The following is a 12,680-nucleotide window of genomic DNA, read 5'->3' on the forward strand; positions in this document are numbered from 1 at the left end:
CATGGAGTGTCACCAATGCAAAACGCCTATATCTCTTCCCTGATCTTTGCAGTCCTCACCAGCCTCTCCGTAGCAACCACCGCAGCCCCCTCCATCAAACCCGAAGCCCCGGCGCCTATCACGGCCCAGATGGCTAACGTCGAGCAATCCACCAAGGTCAATCTCAACACCGCCGACGCTGAAGTCCTGCGCCGCGACCTGTTCGGTATTGGCGCCGCCAAGGCCAAGGCGATCATCGCCTATCGCGACAGCAACGGGCCTTTCACGGCGGTAGACGAGTTGCTGGAAGTCAAAGGCATCGGCAAGGCGTTGCTGGAGAAAAACCGCGACAGGCTGGCAATCAACTAAGGGTGTAAATCCTGGGCAAGAGGCCGGTCATTGACCGGCCTTCTGTTTGTCCGAGACCTGTTCTTTCAAACACCCGCGTACCACTTCCATGATATGGGCTGCCAGTCCCGGGTTTTCGACGCTTCTGGCCAACACCAATGCGCCCACCAATGTCGACATCAGTACCAGGCTCTCGTGTTCCCCCTTTGGGTGCTCCAATGCTGAGTCGATCTGCGTCAACCTGGCTTCAAGTACCGCATCCGTTACCGGACTATGCTGCCCTCGCAGGCCCAGCTCCGACGACATCGTGGGCAGCGGGCAGCCTTCACCCGGCGAGGTCTGGTGCCATTGCGAAAGGTAACTGTCGATGAACGCATCCAGCGGCCGTTTCTGGCTGAACAACATTGCGCAATGGGCATCCAGCTCTGCGGCGGCGGCCAGAAGGGCTTTGTCCACCAGTTCATCCTTGGACTTGAAATGCGCGTAGAACCCGCCGTGTGTCAGGTTCAACGCTTTCATCAAGGGCTGCAGGCCGGTGGCGCCAATACCATCGCGGCGAAATCGTACGGAGGCTTCCTTGATGATGCGTTGGTGAGTCTGGGCTTTGTGGTCTGTTGAATAACGCATAGGACGGCCTCGAGAACGAGTGCGCATTTTAGCGGAGTCGAACCTGTTTACCCATAGAGACAGTATTCAGCGGGCTTGGCATGAAAAGTGATTACATCCGTTGCATGAATTGTTCAACAATCGAGGTGCCATGATGACGCTCAGCTTGTCTCTAGCCGATCAGATTGCCCTTGAACTGCGCGCCGACATCATGGGTGGGCGGCTGTTACCGGGGATGGCGCTGGTCGAAGTGGACCTGGTCAAGCGCTACAACGCCTCGCGCAATACCATTCGCGAAGCGTTACACCGTTTGGGGCAGGAGGGGCTCACCCGTTATGTGCGCAACAAGGGCGTGATGGTCCGGCGTGTGGCGCGCGACGACGTGCGTGACCTGTTTGTGGTCCGCCGTACCCTTGAGCTGCAGGCCATCGCCCAGAGTGGCACGCTGACGGGCGACCACGACGTGCGTATGCAAAATGCCATCGACGCCACCACGCTGGCGCGAGAGCGCGAAGATTGGCGCGCCGTTGCCACTCATAGCCTGGTGTTCCACCAGCACATTGTCGGGTTGATGCGCAGCCCTTTATTCGATGAGTTTTTCGCCCAAGTGATTGCTCAATTGCGCCTGGTGTTTTGTGCGGCGCCCGATGAACAACGTTTTCAGTCGCCCTGGCTGGAGCGTGATCGTGAGATCTACACCTTGCTGGCGCAGGGCAATAAACCAGCTGCGCAGGAGGCGATGAGCCTCTATCTGCACGATTCTGAACAGCTGTCCCTGGCGCTGTTTGACTACCCTTGATGGAGGATTGCACCCATGTACAAAGACTATCCGGCTGCCTATCAGGTCAGCAAAGGCTCGGCGCTGCAAGTGGACAAGGCCTTCTACGCACGTATTCGCGACCAGGCGGGTAAACGCACATTGATCGAGCAGTTCGAAGTGCCGATTCGCACGGGCAGGGCGTGGAAAGTGCCGGCCGGGCATGTGTTTCGCGTGACAACGCCGGTAGGGCCACAGGTCGGCGATTTCAACGTGTGGAACGCCAATGACCCGCGCGAACGCCTATGGGCGGCACGCACGCGGCAGTTGCAGGGCGCCCATGTCAGTACCCATGACCGGCTATGGTCGAACCTGCCGTTTCTGCGCCCCTTGGTAACCATCACCGATGACAGCCTGGCGGGCTATGGCATCGATGAACACGGTGGGCGCCTGCACGATTTGCTCGGCACTCGCTGTGACCCGTATGTGAACCGCATGCTTACCGGCGAAGACTTCCACCACCATTGCCATTCCAACTTGACCCGCGCCGTTTTGCCCCATGGCCTGACCGAATTTGACGTGCACGATGTGCTGAATATTTTCCAGTGCACCGGTCTTAATCATGACGACATGTACTTCATGAAAGCCTGCCCGGCGCAGAAGGGCGATTACCTGGAGTTTTTTGCAGAGATTGATTTGCTCTGCGCATTGTCGACGTGCCCGGGTGGGGACTTGTCGCTACCGATGTGGGGGCCGGACGCACAAGACCCATTGACCGTGTGCCGCCCGCTGGGCGTAGAGATCTATCGCTTGGAGGCGGAGTTGCTCAACGGCTGGAGCCAGCCTGAGCGTGCTGCCTACAAGGGGCAGCACGGCTTGCATATTGCCAAGGCAGCCTGGGAATAACCTGCTTCAGCGGTCCTGCGCATCCTTGGCGTCCGCCTGGGCGTTGCGCTCGACCACGCGTTTGCGTTGTTCGTCGGTGAGTTCCACCTTGTTGGCGCTGTCACGCAGCATCAGCAGCCCACCGACGATCGACCCGATCGCTACCACTAAAATCAACCACGCATACCACGGCATAAGGCTCTCCTTGAGGCGGACCAGCGTCGGAGGATGTTCCCACGCTAATAACGGCTTTGAGTAACAGGCGTTCTGAGTAGTTCATTGTAGGCCTGTTCCGCCTCGTTAACCTTAGCGCCCGGTCAACATCGCATCAGCCGGTGCGTCGGCACGGTCTTGGGCGGTCAGCTGGAAGTAGATGAACCCCGCCAGCATAAAGCCCAGGAATATCAAGCCGATCAGCGCATTGAACCAGGCCATGGCCACCAGGCACACCAGCGCCAATACCAGCGCAATAGCTGGCACGATCGGATAGCCCGGTGCGCGGAAGGTGCGCTCCAGCAGCGGTTCGGTCTTACGCAGCTTGAACAGGCTGAGCATGCTCATGATGTACATCACAATGGCGCCGAATACCGCCATGGTGATCATCGCTGCGGTCAGCGTCATGCCACCCAGGTTGATCAGGCCGTCGCTGTAGATCGCGGCGATACCGACCACACCGCCGGCGATAATGGCCCGGTGCGGTGTCTGAAAACGCGATAGTTTGGCCAGGAACGGCGGCAAGTAACCAGCACGGGCCAGGGCAAAGAACTGCCGCGAATAGCCGAGGATGATGCCGTGAAAGCTTGCCACCAAGCCAAACAGACCAATCCACACCAGCATGTGCAGCCAGCCAGAGCCGGTGCCCACCACACTTTTCATCGCCTGCGGCAGCGGGTCGTTGATGTTCGACAGGGTGCGCCAGTCGCCCACGCCACCGGCGAAGAACATCACGCCCATGGCCAGGATCACCAAGGTCAGGATGCCGCTGATGTAGGCTTTTGGAATAGTGCGCTTGGGATCTTTCGCCTCTTCAGCTGCCATGGCTGCGCCCTCGATGGCGAGGAAGAACCAGATGGCGAAAGGAATGGCCGCAAACATCCCGGCAATGGCCGGTGCGCCAAAGGTGTCGGAACCCGCCCAGCCGTTCAGGGCAAAGTTGCTGAAGCTGAACGCCGGCGCGACCACGCCCATGAACACCAGCAATTCAGCGACGGCGAGCACGCACACCACCAGTTCAAAGGTCGCGGCGAGCTTCACCCCCAGGATATTCAGGCCCATGAACACGATGTAGGCCCCCACAGCCGCGTGTTTCGGGTCGAGTGCCGGGAACTGCACGTTCAGGTAAGCGCCGATGGCCAAGGCAATCGCGGGTGGTGCGAAGACAAATTCGATCAAGGTCGCCAGGCCCGCGATCAAACCGCCTTTCTCGCCAAAGGCGCGACGGCTGTAGGCGAACGGCCCGCCCGCGTGAGGAATCGCGGTGGTCAGTTCGGTGAAACTGAATATAAAGCAGGTGTACATGGCGGCGACCATCAACGAGGTCACCAAAAAGCCCAGCGTGCCGGCCACGCCCCAGCCATAGCTCCAGCCAAAGTATTCGCCGGAAATCACCAGCCCGACGGCAATGCCCCATAAATGCAGGGTGCCCAAGGTGGGTTTGAGTTGTGTGTTCATCGTGTGGCGCTCCCTGAACGGGTTGGAATGATTACTGGGTGTTGCAGCGGCCATGCCATTGCGCGAACTCATGTCGTAAAGGCGCCGAACTGTCGCCATGGGGACGGTTTGGCGTTTGAATTTTTTCGGCGTCGCACCAGATGGGTGCGGTGGTGGCCTCACCGACGCCATCGCGGGCAAGCCCGGCTCCCACAGGGAATGCATTTCAATGGTGGGAGCCGGGCATGCCCGCGATGAGGCCCGCCCAGGCGCTGAAAATCCCCCTGTAAACCCCGCATAAACCCACTCTTTACGCCGTCTTTACGCCCCGCCCATACCCTCGCTCTCGTTCCTTTACGCCACTCCTGCCGACAATTGCCCCACACGCGGCAATCGCCGCAAAACGGAGAGACTTCCATGAGCGTTCTGGACGGGGTGTCACTGCTATTGGCCGTGGCGCTGTTCATTTATCTGCTGGTTGCGCTGTTACGCGCGGATCGGAACTAGGAGCAGGCTATGCACAGTTATGACTATTGGCTGATCATCGCCTTCTTTGCCGTGGTGCTGGTGCCGGCACCGTTCCTGGGGCGGTTCTACTACAAGGTGATGGAAGGCCAGCGCACCTGGCTCTCGCCCGTGCTCGGCCCTGTCGAGCGCGGCTGTTATCGCCTGTCCGGCGTGGACGAGCACCAGGAACAGAGCTGGCAGAAGTACACGCTGGCACTGCTGGCGTTCAACCTGGCCGGTTTTGTGTTGCTGTTTACCGTGTTGTTGTTCCAGGAATATCTCCCACTGAACCCGCAGAAATTGCCGGGTCAGGAATGGACGCTGGCCTTCAACACGGCGGTCAGTTTCATGACCAACACCAACTGGCAGAACTACAGCGGTGAAGCCTCGCTGAGCTATCTCAGCCAGATGATCGGTCTCACCGTGCAGAACTTCGTCAGCGCCGCCACTGGCCTGGCTGTGCTGGTCGCGTTGTGCCGTGGTATCGGGCGTAAATCCACCAAGACCCTGGGCAACTTCTGGGTCGACATGACCCGCGCCACCCTCTACGGCCTGCTGCCGATGTGCCTGGTGTTCGCGTTGTTCCTGGTGTGGCAGGGCGTGCCGCAAACCTTCGCGCACTATGTGAATGCCGTGACGATGCAGGGCGTGGACCAAGTGATCCCACTCGGCCCGGCAGCCAGCCAGATTGCGATCAAGCAGTTGGGCACCAACGGTGGCGGGTTCTTCGGTGTCAACTCGGCGCACCCGTTTGAAAACCCGACTGCCTGGGCCAACCTGTTCGAGTTGTCGGCGATCATCCTGATCCCGGTGGCGCTGGTGTTCACCTTCGGCCATTACGTGAAAGACCTGCGTCAGAGCCGGGCGATCCTCGGTTGTATGCTGGCCTTGTTCCTGATCGGCGGCGCGACCTCGCTGTGGGCCGAATACCAGCCCAACCCCACCCTGAACAACCCAGCTGTTGAGCAAACCGCGCCGCTGGAAGGTAAAGAGGTGCGCTTCGGTACCACTGCCACCGTGTTGTGGTCGGTCACCACTACAGCGGCGTCCAATGGTTCGGTCAACGGTATGCACGACAGCCTCAACCCGCTGAGCGGCATGGTGGCGCTGGTCAACATGATGGTCGGCGAAGTGATCTTCGGCGGCGTCGGCGCCGGTATGTACGGCATGTTGCTCAACGTGTTGATCGCGGTGTTCCTCGCCGGCCTGATGATCGGCCGCACCCCGGAATACCTGGGCAAGAAGCTGCAGGCCAAGGAAGTGCAATTGCTGGTGGTGACTTTGCTGGTGATGCCGATCGGCACCCTGGTACTGGGCGCCATCGCCGCCAGCCTGCCGGGTCCGGCGGGGGCCATCAGCAACCCCGGCCCGCACGGTTTCAGTCAATTGTTGTATGCCTACACCTCGGCCAGTGCCAACAACGGCTCGGCGTTCGGCGGCTTCAGTGCCAACACTACGTTCCACAACCTGATGATGGGCCTGGGTATGTTGATCGGCCGCTTCGGCTACATCCTCCCGGTACTGGCCCTTGCCGGCAGCCTGGCGATGAAGAAAACCGCACCGATTGGCCAGAACAGCTTCCCGACCCATGGCCCACTGTTCGTGACCCTGTTGACCGTGACCATTTTGCTGGTGGGCGGCCTGACTTTCCTGCCGACGCTGGCACTGGGCCCAATTGCTGAACACCTGAGCATGGCTGCTCCTAAATAAAGAGCTAGAGGGGATATGAAAATGAATATGCCTGCAAAAAATGCGGCCCCTGTGAGTTCTCAGGAACCGGCCAAAACCGCCATCTCCGCTCTTTGGCGTCCGGCGCTGGTCCAGGCTTTCGTCAAGCTTGACCCACGCCAACTGCAACGCTCGCCGGTGATGCTGGTGGTCGAGTTGACCGCCATCCTCACCACCGTGTTGTGCTTTGTGCCGGACACTGCGGTGCCGACCTTTGTGGCGGTACAAATCGCCGTGTGGCTGTGGTTCACCGTGCTGTTCGCCAACTTTGCCGAAGCCTTGGCCGAAGGTCGCGGCAAGGCCCGCGCCGACAGCCTCAAAGCCGGCAGCGAAGGCCTGAGCGCTCGCCGCAAAGAGGCCGACGGCAGCTTCAAGGTCGTGCCGGCCACCAGCCTGCGCAAAGGTGATGTGGTGCGCGTCGCGGCCGGGGAGATGATCCCCGGTGACGGCGAGGTCATCGAAGGTATCGCGGCCGTCAACGAGGCGGCGATCACTGGCGAATCCGCACCGGTTATCCGTGAATCCGGCGGCGACCGTTCGGCCGTCACCGGCAACACGCGGCTGGTGTCGGACTGGTTGCTGATCCGCATCACCGTCAATCCGGGCGAGTCCACGCTGGACCGCATGATCGCTCTGGTGGAAGGCGCCAAACGCCAGAAAACCCCGAATGAAGTGGCGCTGGATATCCTGCTGATCGGCCTTACGCTGATCTTCCTGCTGGTGGTGGTCACCCTGCAGCCGTTCGCCCACTTCGCCAATGGCAGCTTGCCGCTGGTGTTCCTGGTCGCGCTGCTGGTGACACTGATTCCGACCACCATCGGCGGCCTGTTGTCGGCCATCGGTATCGCCGGCATGGATCGCCTGGTACGCCTCAACGTCATCGCCAAATCCGGGCGTGCGGTGGAAGCGGCGGGTGACGTGCATGTGCTGCTGCTGGACAAGACCGGCACCATCACCTTCGGCAACCGTCGCTGTGCAGCCGTGATTGCAGCGCCTGGCGTCAGTGGTCGCGACCTGGCTGAAGGCGCGTTGCTGGCGTCCCTGGCGGACGACACGGCGGAAGGCAAATCCATCGTCGAATACCTGCGTGCTTTGCACCCTCAGGCCGAGCCAACCGTGGAGGAGCTGACCTCCGTGCCGTTCAGTGCCGAAACGCGCTTGTCCGGTGTCGACTACCAAGGCCGTGTGTTCCGCAAAGGCGCGGTCGATTCACTGCTGGCGTTCATCGGCCAACAACGCCGTGACCTGCAGCCGGCACTCTCGCGGGAAATCGACAAGATCGCCCAGAGCGGCGGCACGCCATTGCTGGTATGCGCCGATGGCAAACTGCTCGGCGCGATCCACCTCAAGGACGTGGTTAAACCCGGCATCCGCGAACGCTTCGCCGAACTGCGCAAACTGGGGATTCGCACCGTGATGGTCACCGGCGACAACCCGTTGACCGCCGCCGCGATTGCCGCTGAAGCGGGCGTGGACGACGTGCTGGCCGAAGCCACGCCAGAGAAGAAACTCGCCCGCATCCGCCACGAGCAGAACGACGGTCGCCTGGTTGCCATGTGCGGCGACGGCGCCAACGACGCTCCGGCGCTGGCCCAGGCCGACGTCGGCATGGCGATGAACGACGGCACCCAGGCCGCTCGCGAAGCGGCCAACATGGTCGACCTCGACAGCGACCCTACCAAGCTGCTGGACGTGGTGCAGATCGGCAAGGAACTGCTGGTGACCCGCGGTGCGTTGACGACCTTTTCCATCGCCAACGACGTGGCTAAATACTTCGCGATTTTGCCGGCGCTGTTTGCCTCGATCTACCCGCAGTTGGGCGTGCTCAACGTGATGCATTTGCAAAGCCCGCAGAGCGCGATTCTCTCGGCGATCGTCTTCAACGCGCTGATTATCGTGGTGTTGATTCCCCTGGCACTGCGCGGTGTGCGCGTACAGGCAGCGAGTGCGGCGGCGTTGCTGCGCCGCAACCTGCTGATCTACGGGCTGGGCGGGCTTTTGGTGCCGTTCGTGGGCATCAAGGCGATCGACATGCTCCTGACCGCGCTGCACCTGGTGTAACTGGATCGCACTTTTTGTGGAGAGGGAGCAAGCTCCCTCGCCACAGTGGTTACTCGATTTATTGAGGATTTAAAGATGACTAACATGATCCGCCCGGCCCTGAGCCTGCTGGTCCTCATGACCCTGATCACCGGCGTTGCCTACCCGCTGGTGGTCACCGGTGTCGCCCAAGTTGCGTTCCCCGACCAGGCCAACGGCAGCCTGGTGCGTGACGCCGAGGGCAAAGTGCGCGGCTCCAGCCTGATCGCCCAGGATTTTACCGGTGACAGCTGGTTCCACCCACGCCCATCGGCTGGCGCGTTTGCGACGGTCTCCAGCAGCGCCAGCAACCTGGCCCCAAGCAACCCGGCATTGGCCACGCGTATTTTTGATGACGCGAATAAACAGTTGGTGCCAGGTCAGGGGCCGGTGCCTTTGGCCTCCCTGACTACCTCCGGCAGCGGCCTTGATCCACACTTGCCTCCGGCGGCGATTGCCTATCAACTGGCGCGAGTGGCGGCGGCGCGAAATGTGCCCGTGTCTACACTGCAGCGCTTGCTCGATGAGCACATCGAAAGCCCGCTGGTGGGGCCGCCGGTGGTGAATGTGCTGGCGCTGAACATGGCGCTGGAAACGTTGTAAACCGTGGTGCCGTCATCGCGGGCAAGCCCGCTCCCACAGGGAAATGCATTCCAAATATGGGAGCGGGCTTGCCCGCGATGACGGCCTGAAGGATTCCAAATAAACACCTGAAGGAACTCCAAAGCATGAGCGACTCCGGCCGCGCCGATGCCCTGTTAGCCGATCTGCCACGGGACGGCCGTGGCCGGCTCAAAGTCTTCCTCGGTGCGGCGCCCGGTGTGGGCAAGACCTACGCCATGCTCCAGGCCGCCCACACTCAACTGCGCCAGGGTGTGCGCCTGATCGCAGGCGTGGTTGAAACCCACGGCCGCGCCGAGACCGAAGCCTTGCTCAGCGGCCTGCCGCAGCAACCCTTGCTGCGCAGCGAATACCGTGGCGTGATGCTCGAAGAAATGGACCTCGACGGCCTGCTCGCCGCCAAGCCCAAGCTGGTGCTGGTGGATGAGCTGGCCCACAGCAACGCCCCCGGCAGCCGCCATGAAAAACGCTGGCAAGACATCCAGGAACTGCTCGCCGCCGGCATCAACGTGTTCACCACGGTCAACGTCCAGCACCTGGAAAGCTTGAACGATCAAGTGCGTGGCATCACCGGCGTGCAAGTGCGTGAAACCTTGCCCGACTGGGTGCTGCAAGAGGCCGACGAACTGCTGCTGATCGACCTGCCGTCCCGCGAGCTGCTCGAGCGCCTGCGCGACGGCAAGGTGTATGTGCCGGAACAGGCCCGCGCCGCCATCGACGCATTCTTCACCCAGACCAACCTGATGGCCCTGCGCGAGCTGGCCATGCAAACCGCTGCTGCGCATGTCGATGACGATTTGGCCCAAGGCTACCGCCAGCTCGGCCAGGCCGCCCCGGCGGTGCGCGGGCGTTTGCTGGTGGGCGTGGACGGTGATGCGCAGGCCGAACGCCTGGTGCGTCACGCCAGCCGCGTGGCCCAGCGCCGGCATTTGCCGTGGAGCATGGTGCATATCGATAACGGCCGTGCGCACGACGAGCAATCGCGCCTGCGCCTGCAGAACGCCCAGCAATTGGCCGAACGGCTGGGCGGCGAAGTGGTGTTGCTGCGCGCTGGCGAAGTGGCCAAGACGCTGATCCAGCATGCCGCCGAACGCCGCGCCAGCCTGCTACTCGTGGGGCAGTCGCGGATGCGCTGGCGGCGCAGGCTGTTCGGAGGTGGCTTGGCGGCACGCTTGCTGCGCAATGCGCGGGGTTTGGAGATCAACGTGCTCGACAGCGACGACATGCCCGCGCCGCCACGCCTGCCGGATGTGCGCGGGCTGGTGTGGTTCGACTATGGCCTGGCGGTGGTTGCAACCATCGTCGCGGCGGCGCTGGCCTGGGCGGTAGCCAGTGTGTTGCCGCTGCCGAATATCTCATTGGTGTTTCTCGCTGCGGTACTGCTGGTCGGTGTGCGCAGCAGCCTGGGACCGTCGCTGGTGTGTGCGGCGCTGTCGTTCCTGAGCTACGACTTTTTGTTTATCCCGCCGAAATTCTCCTTCGCCATCCAGCGTGAAGAAGACGTGCTGACCCTGTTGTTTTTCTTGCTGATGGCGGCGCTGACCGGCAACCTCGCGGCGCGTCAGCGTCGGCAGTTGCAGGCCTTGCGCGACACCCAGGAAGAAACCAGCGAACTGCTCGACCTGTCACGCAAGCTCACTGCGGCCACCGACCGCCAGGCGGTGATCAGTGCAGCGGCCCATCATCTGGACGGCTGGAGTGATCTGGACCTGTGTCTGCTTAATCGCGACGGCCAGGGCGGCTGGAAGGTTGAAACCGGCACCGCGCTGAACCTCACCGAAGCCGAACGCGCCGCCGCCGATTGGGCCTGGCAGCATGATCAACCGGCTGGCATGGGCACCGGCACGTTGCCGTTTGGGCGTTGGTGGTGGTGGCCGCTGTCTGGCGAGGAGGGGCCGTTGGGTTTGCTTGGCGTCAGCCCCAAACCCGGCCTGGAATTGAGCGGCCAACGCCGTCGCCTGCTCACTGCATTGAGCCAGCCATTGGCCCAGGCTCTGGCGCGCGCACAGCTGGCGCAGGAGCTGGAATCGGCGCGCCTGCACGGCGAAACCGAACAACTGCGCAGCGCCTTGCTGGCCTCGGTGTCCCACGATTTGCGCACGCCGTTGACCTCGATGCGCGGCAGCATCGACAGCCTGCTGGCGCTCGGTGAAGCCATCCCGCTGGAAGACCGCCGCGAATTGCTGGAAGGCACTCGCGATGAAGCCGAGCGCCTGGACCGCTATATCCAGAACCTGCTGGACATGACACGCCTGGGTCACGGCGCCCTGAAGCTGGCACGCGATTGGGTCTCGCCGGGTGATATCGTCGGCAGCGCCCTGGGCCGCTTGCGCGCGGTACTGGCGCCGTTGCAGGTACACACCGACGTGCCGGCGCAGTTGCCGTTGCTGTATGTGCACGCCGCGTTGATCGAGCAGGCCTTGGTCAATGTGCTGGAAAACGCCGCGCGGTTTTCACCGCCCCACGGCCGTTTGCAGGTGAGTGCCGGCGTGGCCGATGAGCAGCTGTTTTTTGCCGTGGCCGACGAGGGGCCGGGGATCCCCGAGGACGAGCGTGCGAAGATTTTCGATATGTTCTACACCGCCGCCCGTGGTGATCGCGGCGGGCAGGGCACAGGCCTTGGCCTGGCGATCTGCCAGGGCATGGTGGGCGCACACGGCGGGCATATCCGCGTCGAGGATGGTATAGAAGGGCGCGGCACCTGCATCAGCTTGTTCCTGCCGTTACCGACGCAACCTGGCCCGGAGCGCGAGCCTTGAGCTACCCTCTTTTTTCCACGGATTTTGATTGGACACCATGAGCCAGACCGCGACGATTTTAGTCATTGATGACGAACCGCAGATCCGCAAATTCCTGCGTATCAGCCTGGCCTCCCAGGGCTACAAGGTGATCGAGGCCGGCACCGGCAACGAGGGCCTGGCCCAAGCGGCATTGAGCAAACCGGATTTGCTGGTGCTCGACCTTGGCCTGCCCGACATGGACGGCCAGCAAGTGTTGCGCGAGTTTCGTGAGTGGTCGACGGTGCCGGTATTGGTGCTGTCGGTGCGCGCCAGCGAAGTGCAAAAAGTCGAAGCCCTGGACAGCGGCGCCAATGACTACGTGACCAAGCCCTTTGGCATCCAGGAATTTCTTGCCCGTGTGCGCGCCTTGTTGCGCCAGGCGCCGGCGGGAGAAGCTCAGGAAGCGGCGTTGAGTTTCGGCCCGTTGACCGTGGACCTGGCCTATCGCCGGGTGCTGCTGGACGGTGCCGAGGTGGCCCTGACCCGCAAGGAATACGCGGTGCTGGCGCAACTGGCGCGGCATCCTGGGCGGGTGATCACCCAGCAGCAATTGCTCAAGGATATCTGGGGGCCGACCCATACTGAAGACAGCCATTACCTGCGCATTGTGGTGGGCCATCTGCGTCAGAAGTTGGCGGATGATCCGACGCAGCCACGGTTTATCGTGACCGAGGCGGGTGTGGGGTATCGGTTGTTGAATGCCTGAATGTTGCAGTGCCTGAACGGGCCTCATCGCAGGC

At 62.0% G+C, this 12,680-nt stretch carries 12 protein-coding genes; 9 read left to right on the forward strand and 3 right to left on the reverse strand.

From position 1 onward, the window contains the following. Positions 1-15: 15 nt before the first annotated feature. Entirely contained in the window at positions 16-348 is a 333-nt protein-coding gene (locus tag HBO41_RS07500) for a helix-hairpin-helix domain-containing protein (protein ID WP_017136089.1), read from the forward strand. 27 nt (positions 349-375) lie between these two features. Here HBO41_RS07500 and HBO41_RS07505 read toward each other — a convergent pair whose 3' ends face one another. After that, positions 376-954: a TetR/AcrR family transcriptional regulator gene (locus HBO41_RS07505; protein ID WP_169985677.1), complete on the reverse strand. Its 579-nt coding sequence runs from the start codon at positions 952-954 to the stop codon at positions 376-378. Between the two features lie 133 nt (positions 955-1,087). On the opposite strand from HBO41_RS07505, the gene HBO41_RS07510 reads away from it, so the two are divergent. Further along, the gene (locus HBO41_RS07510) at positions 1,088-1,732 is read left to right on the forward strand and encodes a GntR family transcriptional regulator (RefSeq protein ID WP_169985861.1); all 645 of its coding nucleotides are present in this window, start codon (positions 1,088-1,090) and stop codon (positions 1,730-1,732) included. A 15-nt stretch (positions 1,733-1,747) separates the two neighbouring features. After that, positions 1,748-2,596, forward strand: coding sequence for a DUF1989 domain-containing protein (locus HBO41_RS07515; protein ID WP_169985679.1), 849 nt, complete (start codon positions 1,748-1,750; stop codon positions 2,594-2,596). Positions 2,597-2,602: 6 nt separating this feature from the next. Here the strand turns inward: HBO41_RS07515 and HBO41_RS07520 are convergent, their stop codons facing one another. Together HBO41_RS07520 and eat are read right to left on the reverse strand one after the other, a co-directional pair. Continuing rightward, entirely contained in the window at positions 2,603-2,770 is a 168-nt protein-coding gene (locus HBO41_RS07520; protein WP_017136085.1) for a DUF2897 family protein, read from the reverse strand. A gap of 111 nt (positions 2,771-2,881) precedes the next feature. Then, on the reverse strand, positions 2,882-4,246 hold the full coding sequence (gene eat, locus HBO41_RS07525; protein WP_017136084.1) for an ethanolamine permease: 1,365 nt from the start codon (positions 4,244-4,246) through the stop codon (positions 2,882-2,884). 396 nt (positions 4,247-4,642) lie between these two features. On the opposite strand from eat, the gene kdpF reads away from it, so the two are divergent. The 6 genes from kdpF to HBO41_RS07555 all read left to right on the forward strand — a co-directional run bounded on the left by kdpF (position 4,643) and on the right by HBO41_RS07555 (position 12,646). Beyond that, positions 4,643-4,732 (forward strand): K(+)-transporting ATPase subunit F, encoded by a 90-nt coding sequence (gene kdpF / locus HBO41_RS07530; RefSeq protein ID WP_003218754.1) that lies wholly within the window; start codon positions 4,643-4,645, stop codon positions 4,730-4,732. Positions 4,733-4,741: 9 nt separating this feature from the next. Beyond that, positions 4,742-6,442, forward strand: coding sequence for a potassium-transporting ATPase subunit KdpA (kdpA, locus tag HBO41_RS07535; protein ID WP_017136083.1), 1,701 nt, complete (start codon positions 4,742-4,744; stop codon positions 6,440-6,442). Positions 6,443-6,463: 21 nt separating this feature from the next. Further along, a complete protein-coding gene (gene kdpB / locus HBO41_RS07540; protein ID WP_169985681.1) occupies positions 6,464-8,521 on the forward strand; it encodes a potassium-transporting ATPase subunit KdpB in 2,058 nt (685 codons plus the stop codon). Between the two features lie 75 nt (positions 8,522-8,596). Further along, positions 8,597-9,142 (forward strand): potassium-transporting ATPase subunit KdpC, encoded by a 546-nt coding sequence (gene kdpC, locus HBO41_RS07545; RefSeq protein ID WP_017136081.1) that lies wholly within the window; start codon positions 8,597-8,599, stop codon positions 9,140-9,142. Positions 9,143-9,267: 125 nt separating this feature from the next. After that, complete coding sequence (locus tag HBO41_RS07550) at positions 9,268-11,919, forward strand: sensor histidine kinase KdpD (protein ID WP_169985683.1); 2,652 nt, start codon at positions 9,268-9,270, stop codon at positions 11,917-11,919. Between the two features lie 37 nt (positions 11,920-11,956). Further along, positions 11,957-12,646, forward strand: coding sequence for a response regulator (locus HBO41_RS07555; RefSeq protein WP_017136125.1), 690 nt, complete (start codon positions 11,957-11,959; stop codon positions 12,644-12,646). The last annotated feature ends 34 nt before the right edge of the window (positions 12,647-12,680 follow it).

The organism is Pseudomonas sp. WS 5146 (assembly GCF_012985495.1).
Taxonomy (GTDB): domain Bacteria; phylum Pseudomonadota; class Gammaproteobacteria; order Pseudomonadales; family Pseudomonadaceae; genus Aquipseudomonas; species Aquipseudomonas edaphica.

What these genes read in the sequence shown, in the direction of transcription:
- HBO41_RS07500 (WP_017136089.1), top strand. Translation starts at nt 16, where the DNA reads ATGCAAAACGCCTATATCTCTTCCCTGATCTTTGCAGTCCTCACCAGC.
- HBO41_RS07505 (WP_169985677.1), bottom strand. Translation starts at nt 954, where the DNA reads ATGCGTTATTCAACAGACCACAAAGCCCAGACTCACCAACGCATCATC.
- HBO41_RS07510 (WP_169985861.1), top strand. Translation starts at nt 1,088, where the DNA reads ATGACGCTCAGCTTGTCTCTAGCCGATCAGATTGCCCTTGAACTGCGC.
- HBO41_RS07515 (WP_169985679.1), top strand. Translation starts at nt 1,748, where the DNA reads ATGTACAAAGACTATCCGGCTGCCTATCAGGTCAGCAAAGGCTCGGCG.
- HBO41_RS07520 (WP_017136085.1), bottom strand. Translation starts at nt 2,770, where the DNA reads ATGCCGTGGTATGCGTGGTTGATTTTAGTGGTAGCGATCGGGTCGATC.
- eat (WP_017136084.1), bottom strand. Translation starts at nt 4,246, where the DNA reads ATGAACACACAACTCAAACCCACCTTGGGCACCCTGCATTTATGGGGC.
- kdpF (WP_003218754.1), top strand. Translation starts at nt 4,643, where the DNA reads ATGAGCGTTCTGGACGGGGTGTCACTGCTATTGGCCGTGGCGCTGTTC.
- kdpA (WP_017136083.1), top strand. Translation starts at nt 4,742, where the DNA reads ATGCACAGTTATGACTATTGGCTGATCATCGCCTTCTTTGCCGTGGTG.
- kdpB (WP_169985681.1), top strand. Translation starts at nt 6,464, where the DNA reads ATGAATATGCCTGCAAAAAATGCGGCCCCTGTGAGTTCTCAGGAACCG.
- kdpC (WP_017136081.1), top strand. Translation starts at nt 8,597, where the DNA reads ATGACTAACATGATCCGCCCGGCCCTGAGCCTGCTGGTCCTCATGACC.
- HBO41_RS07550 (WP_169985683.1), top strand. Translation starts at nt 9,268, where the DNA reads ATGAGCGACTCCGGCCGCGCCGATGCCCTGTTAGCCGATCTGCCACGG.
- HBO41_RS07555 (WP_017136125.1), top strand. Translation starts at nt 11,957, where the DNA reads ATGAGCCAGACCGCGACGATTTTAGTCATTGATGACGAACCGCAGATC.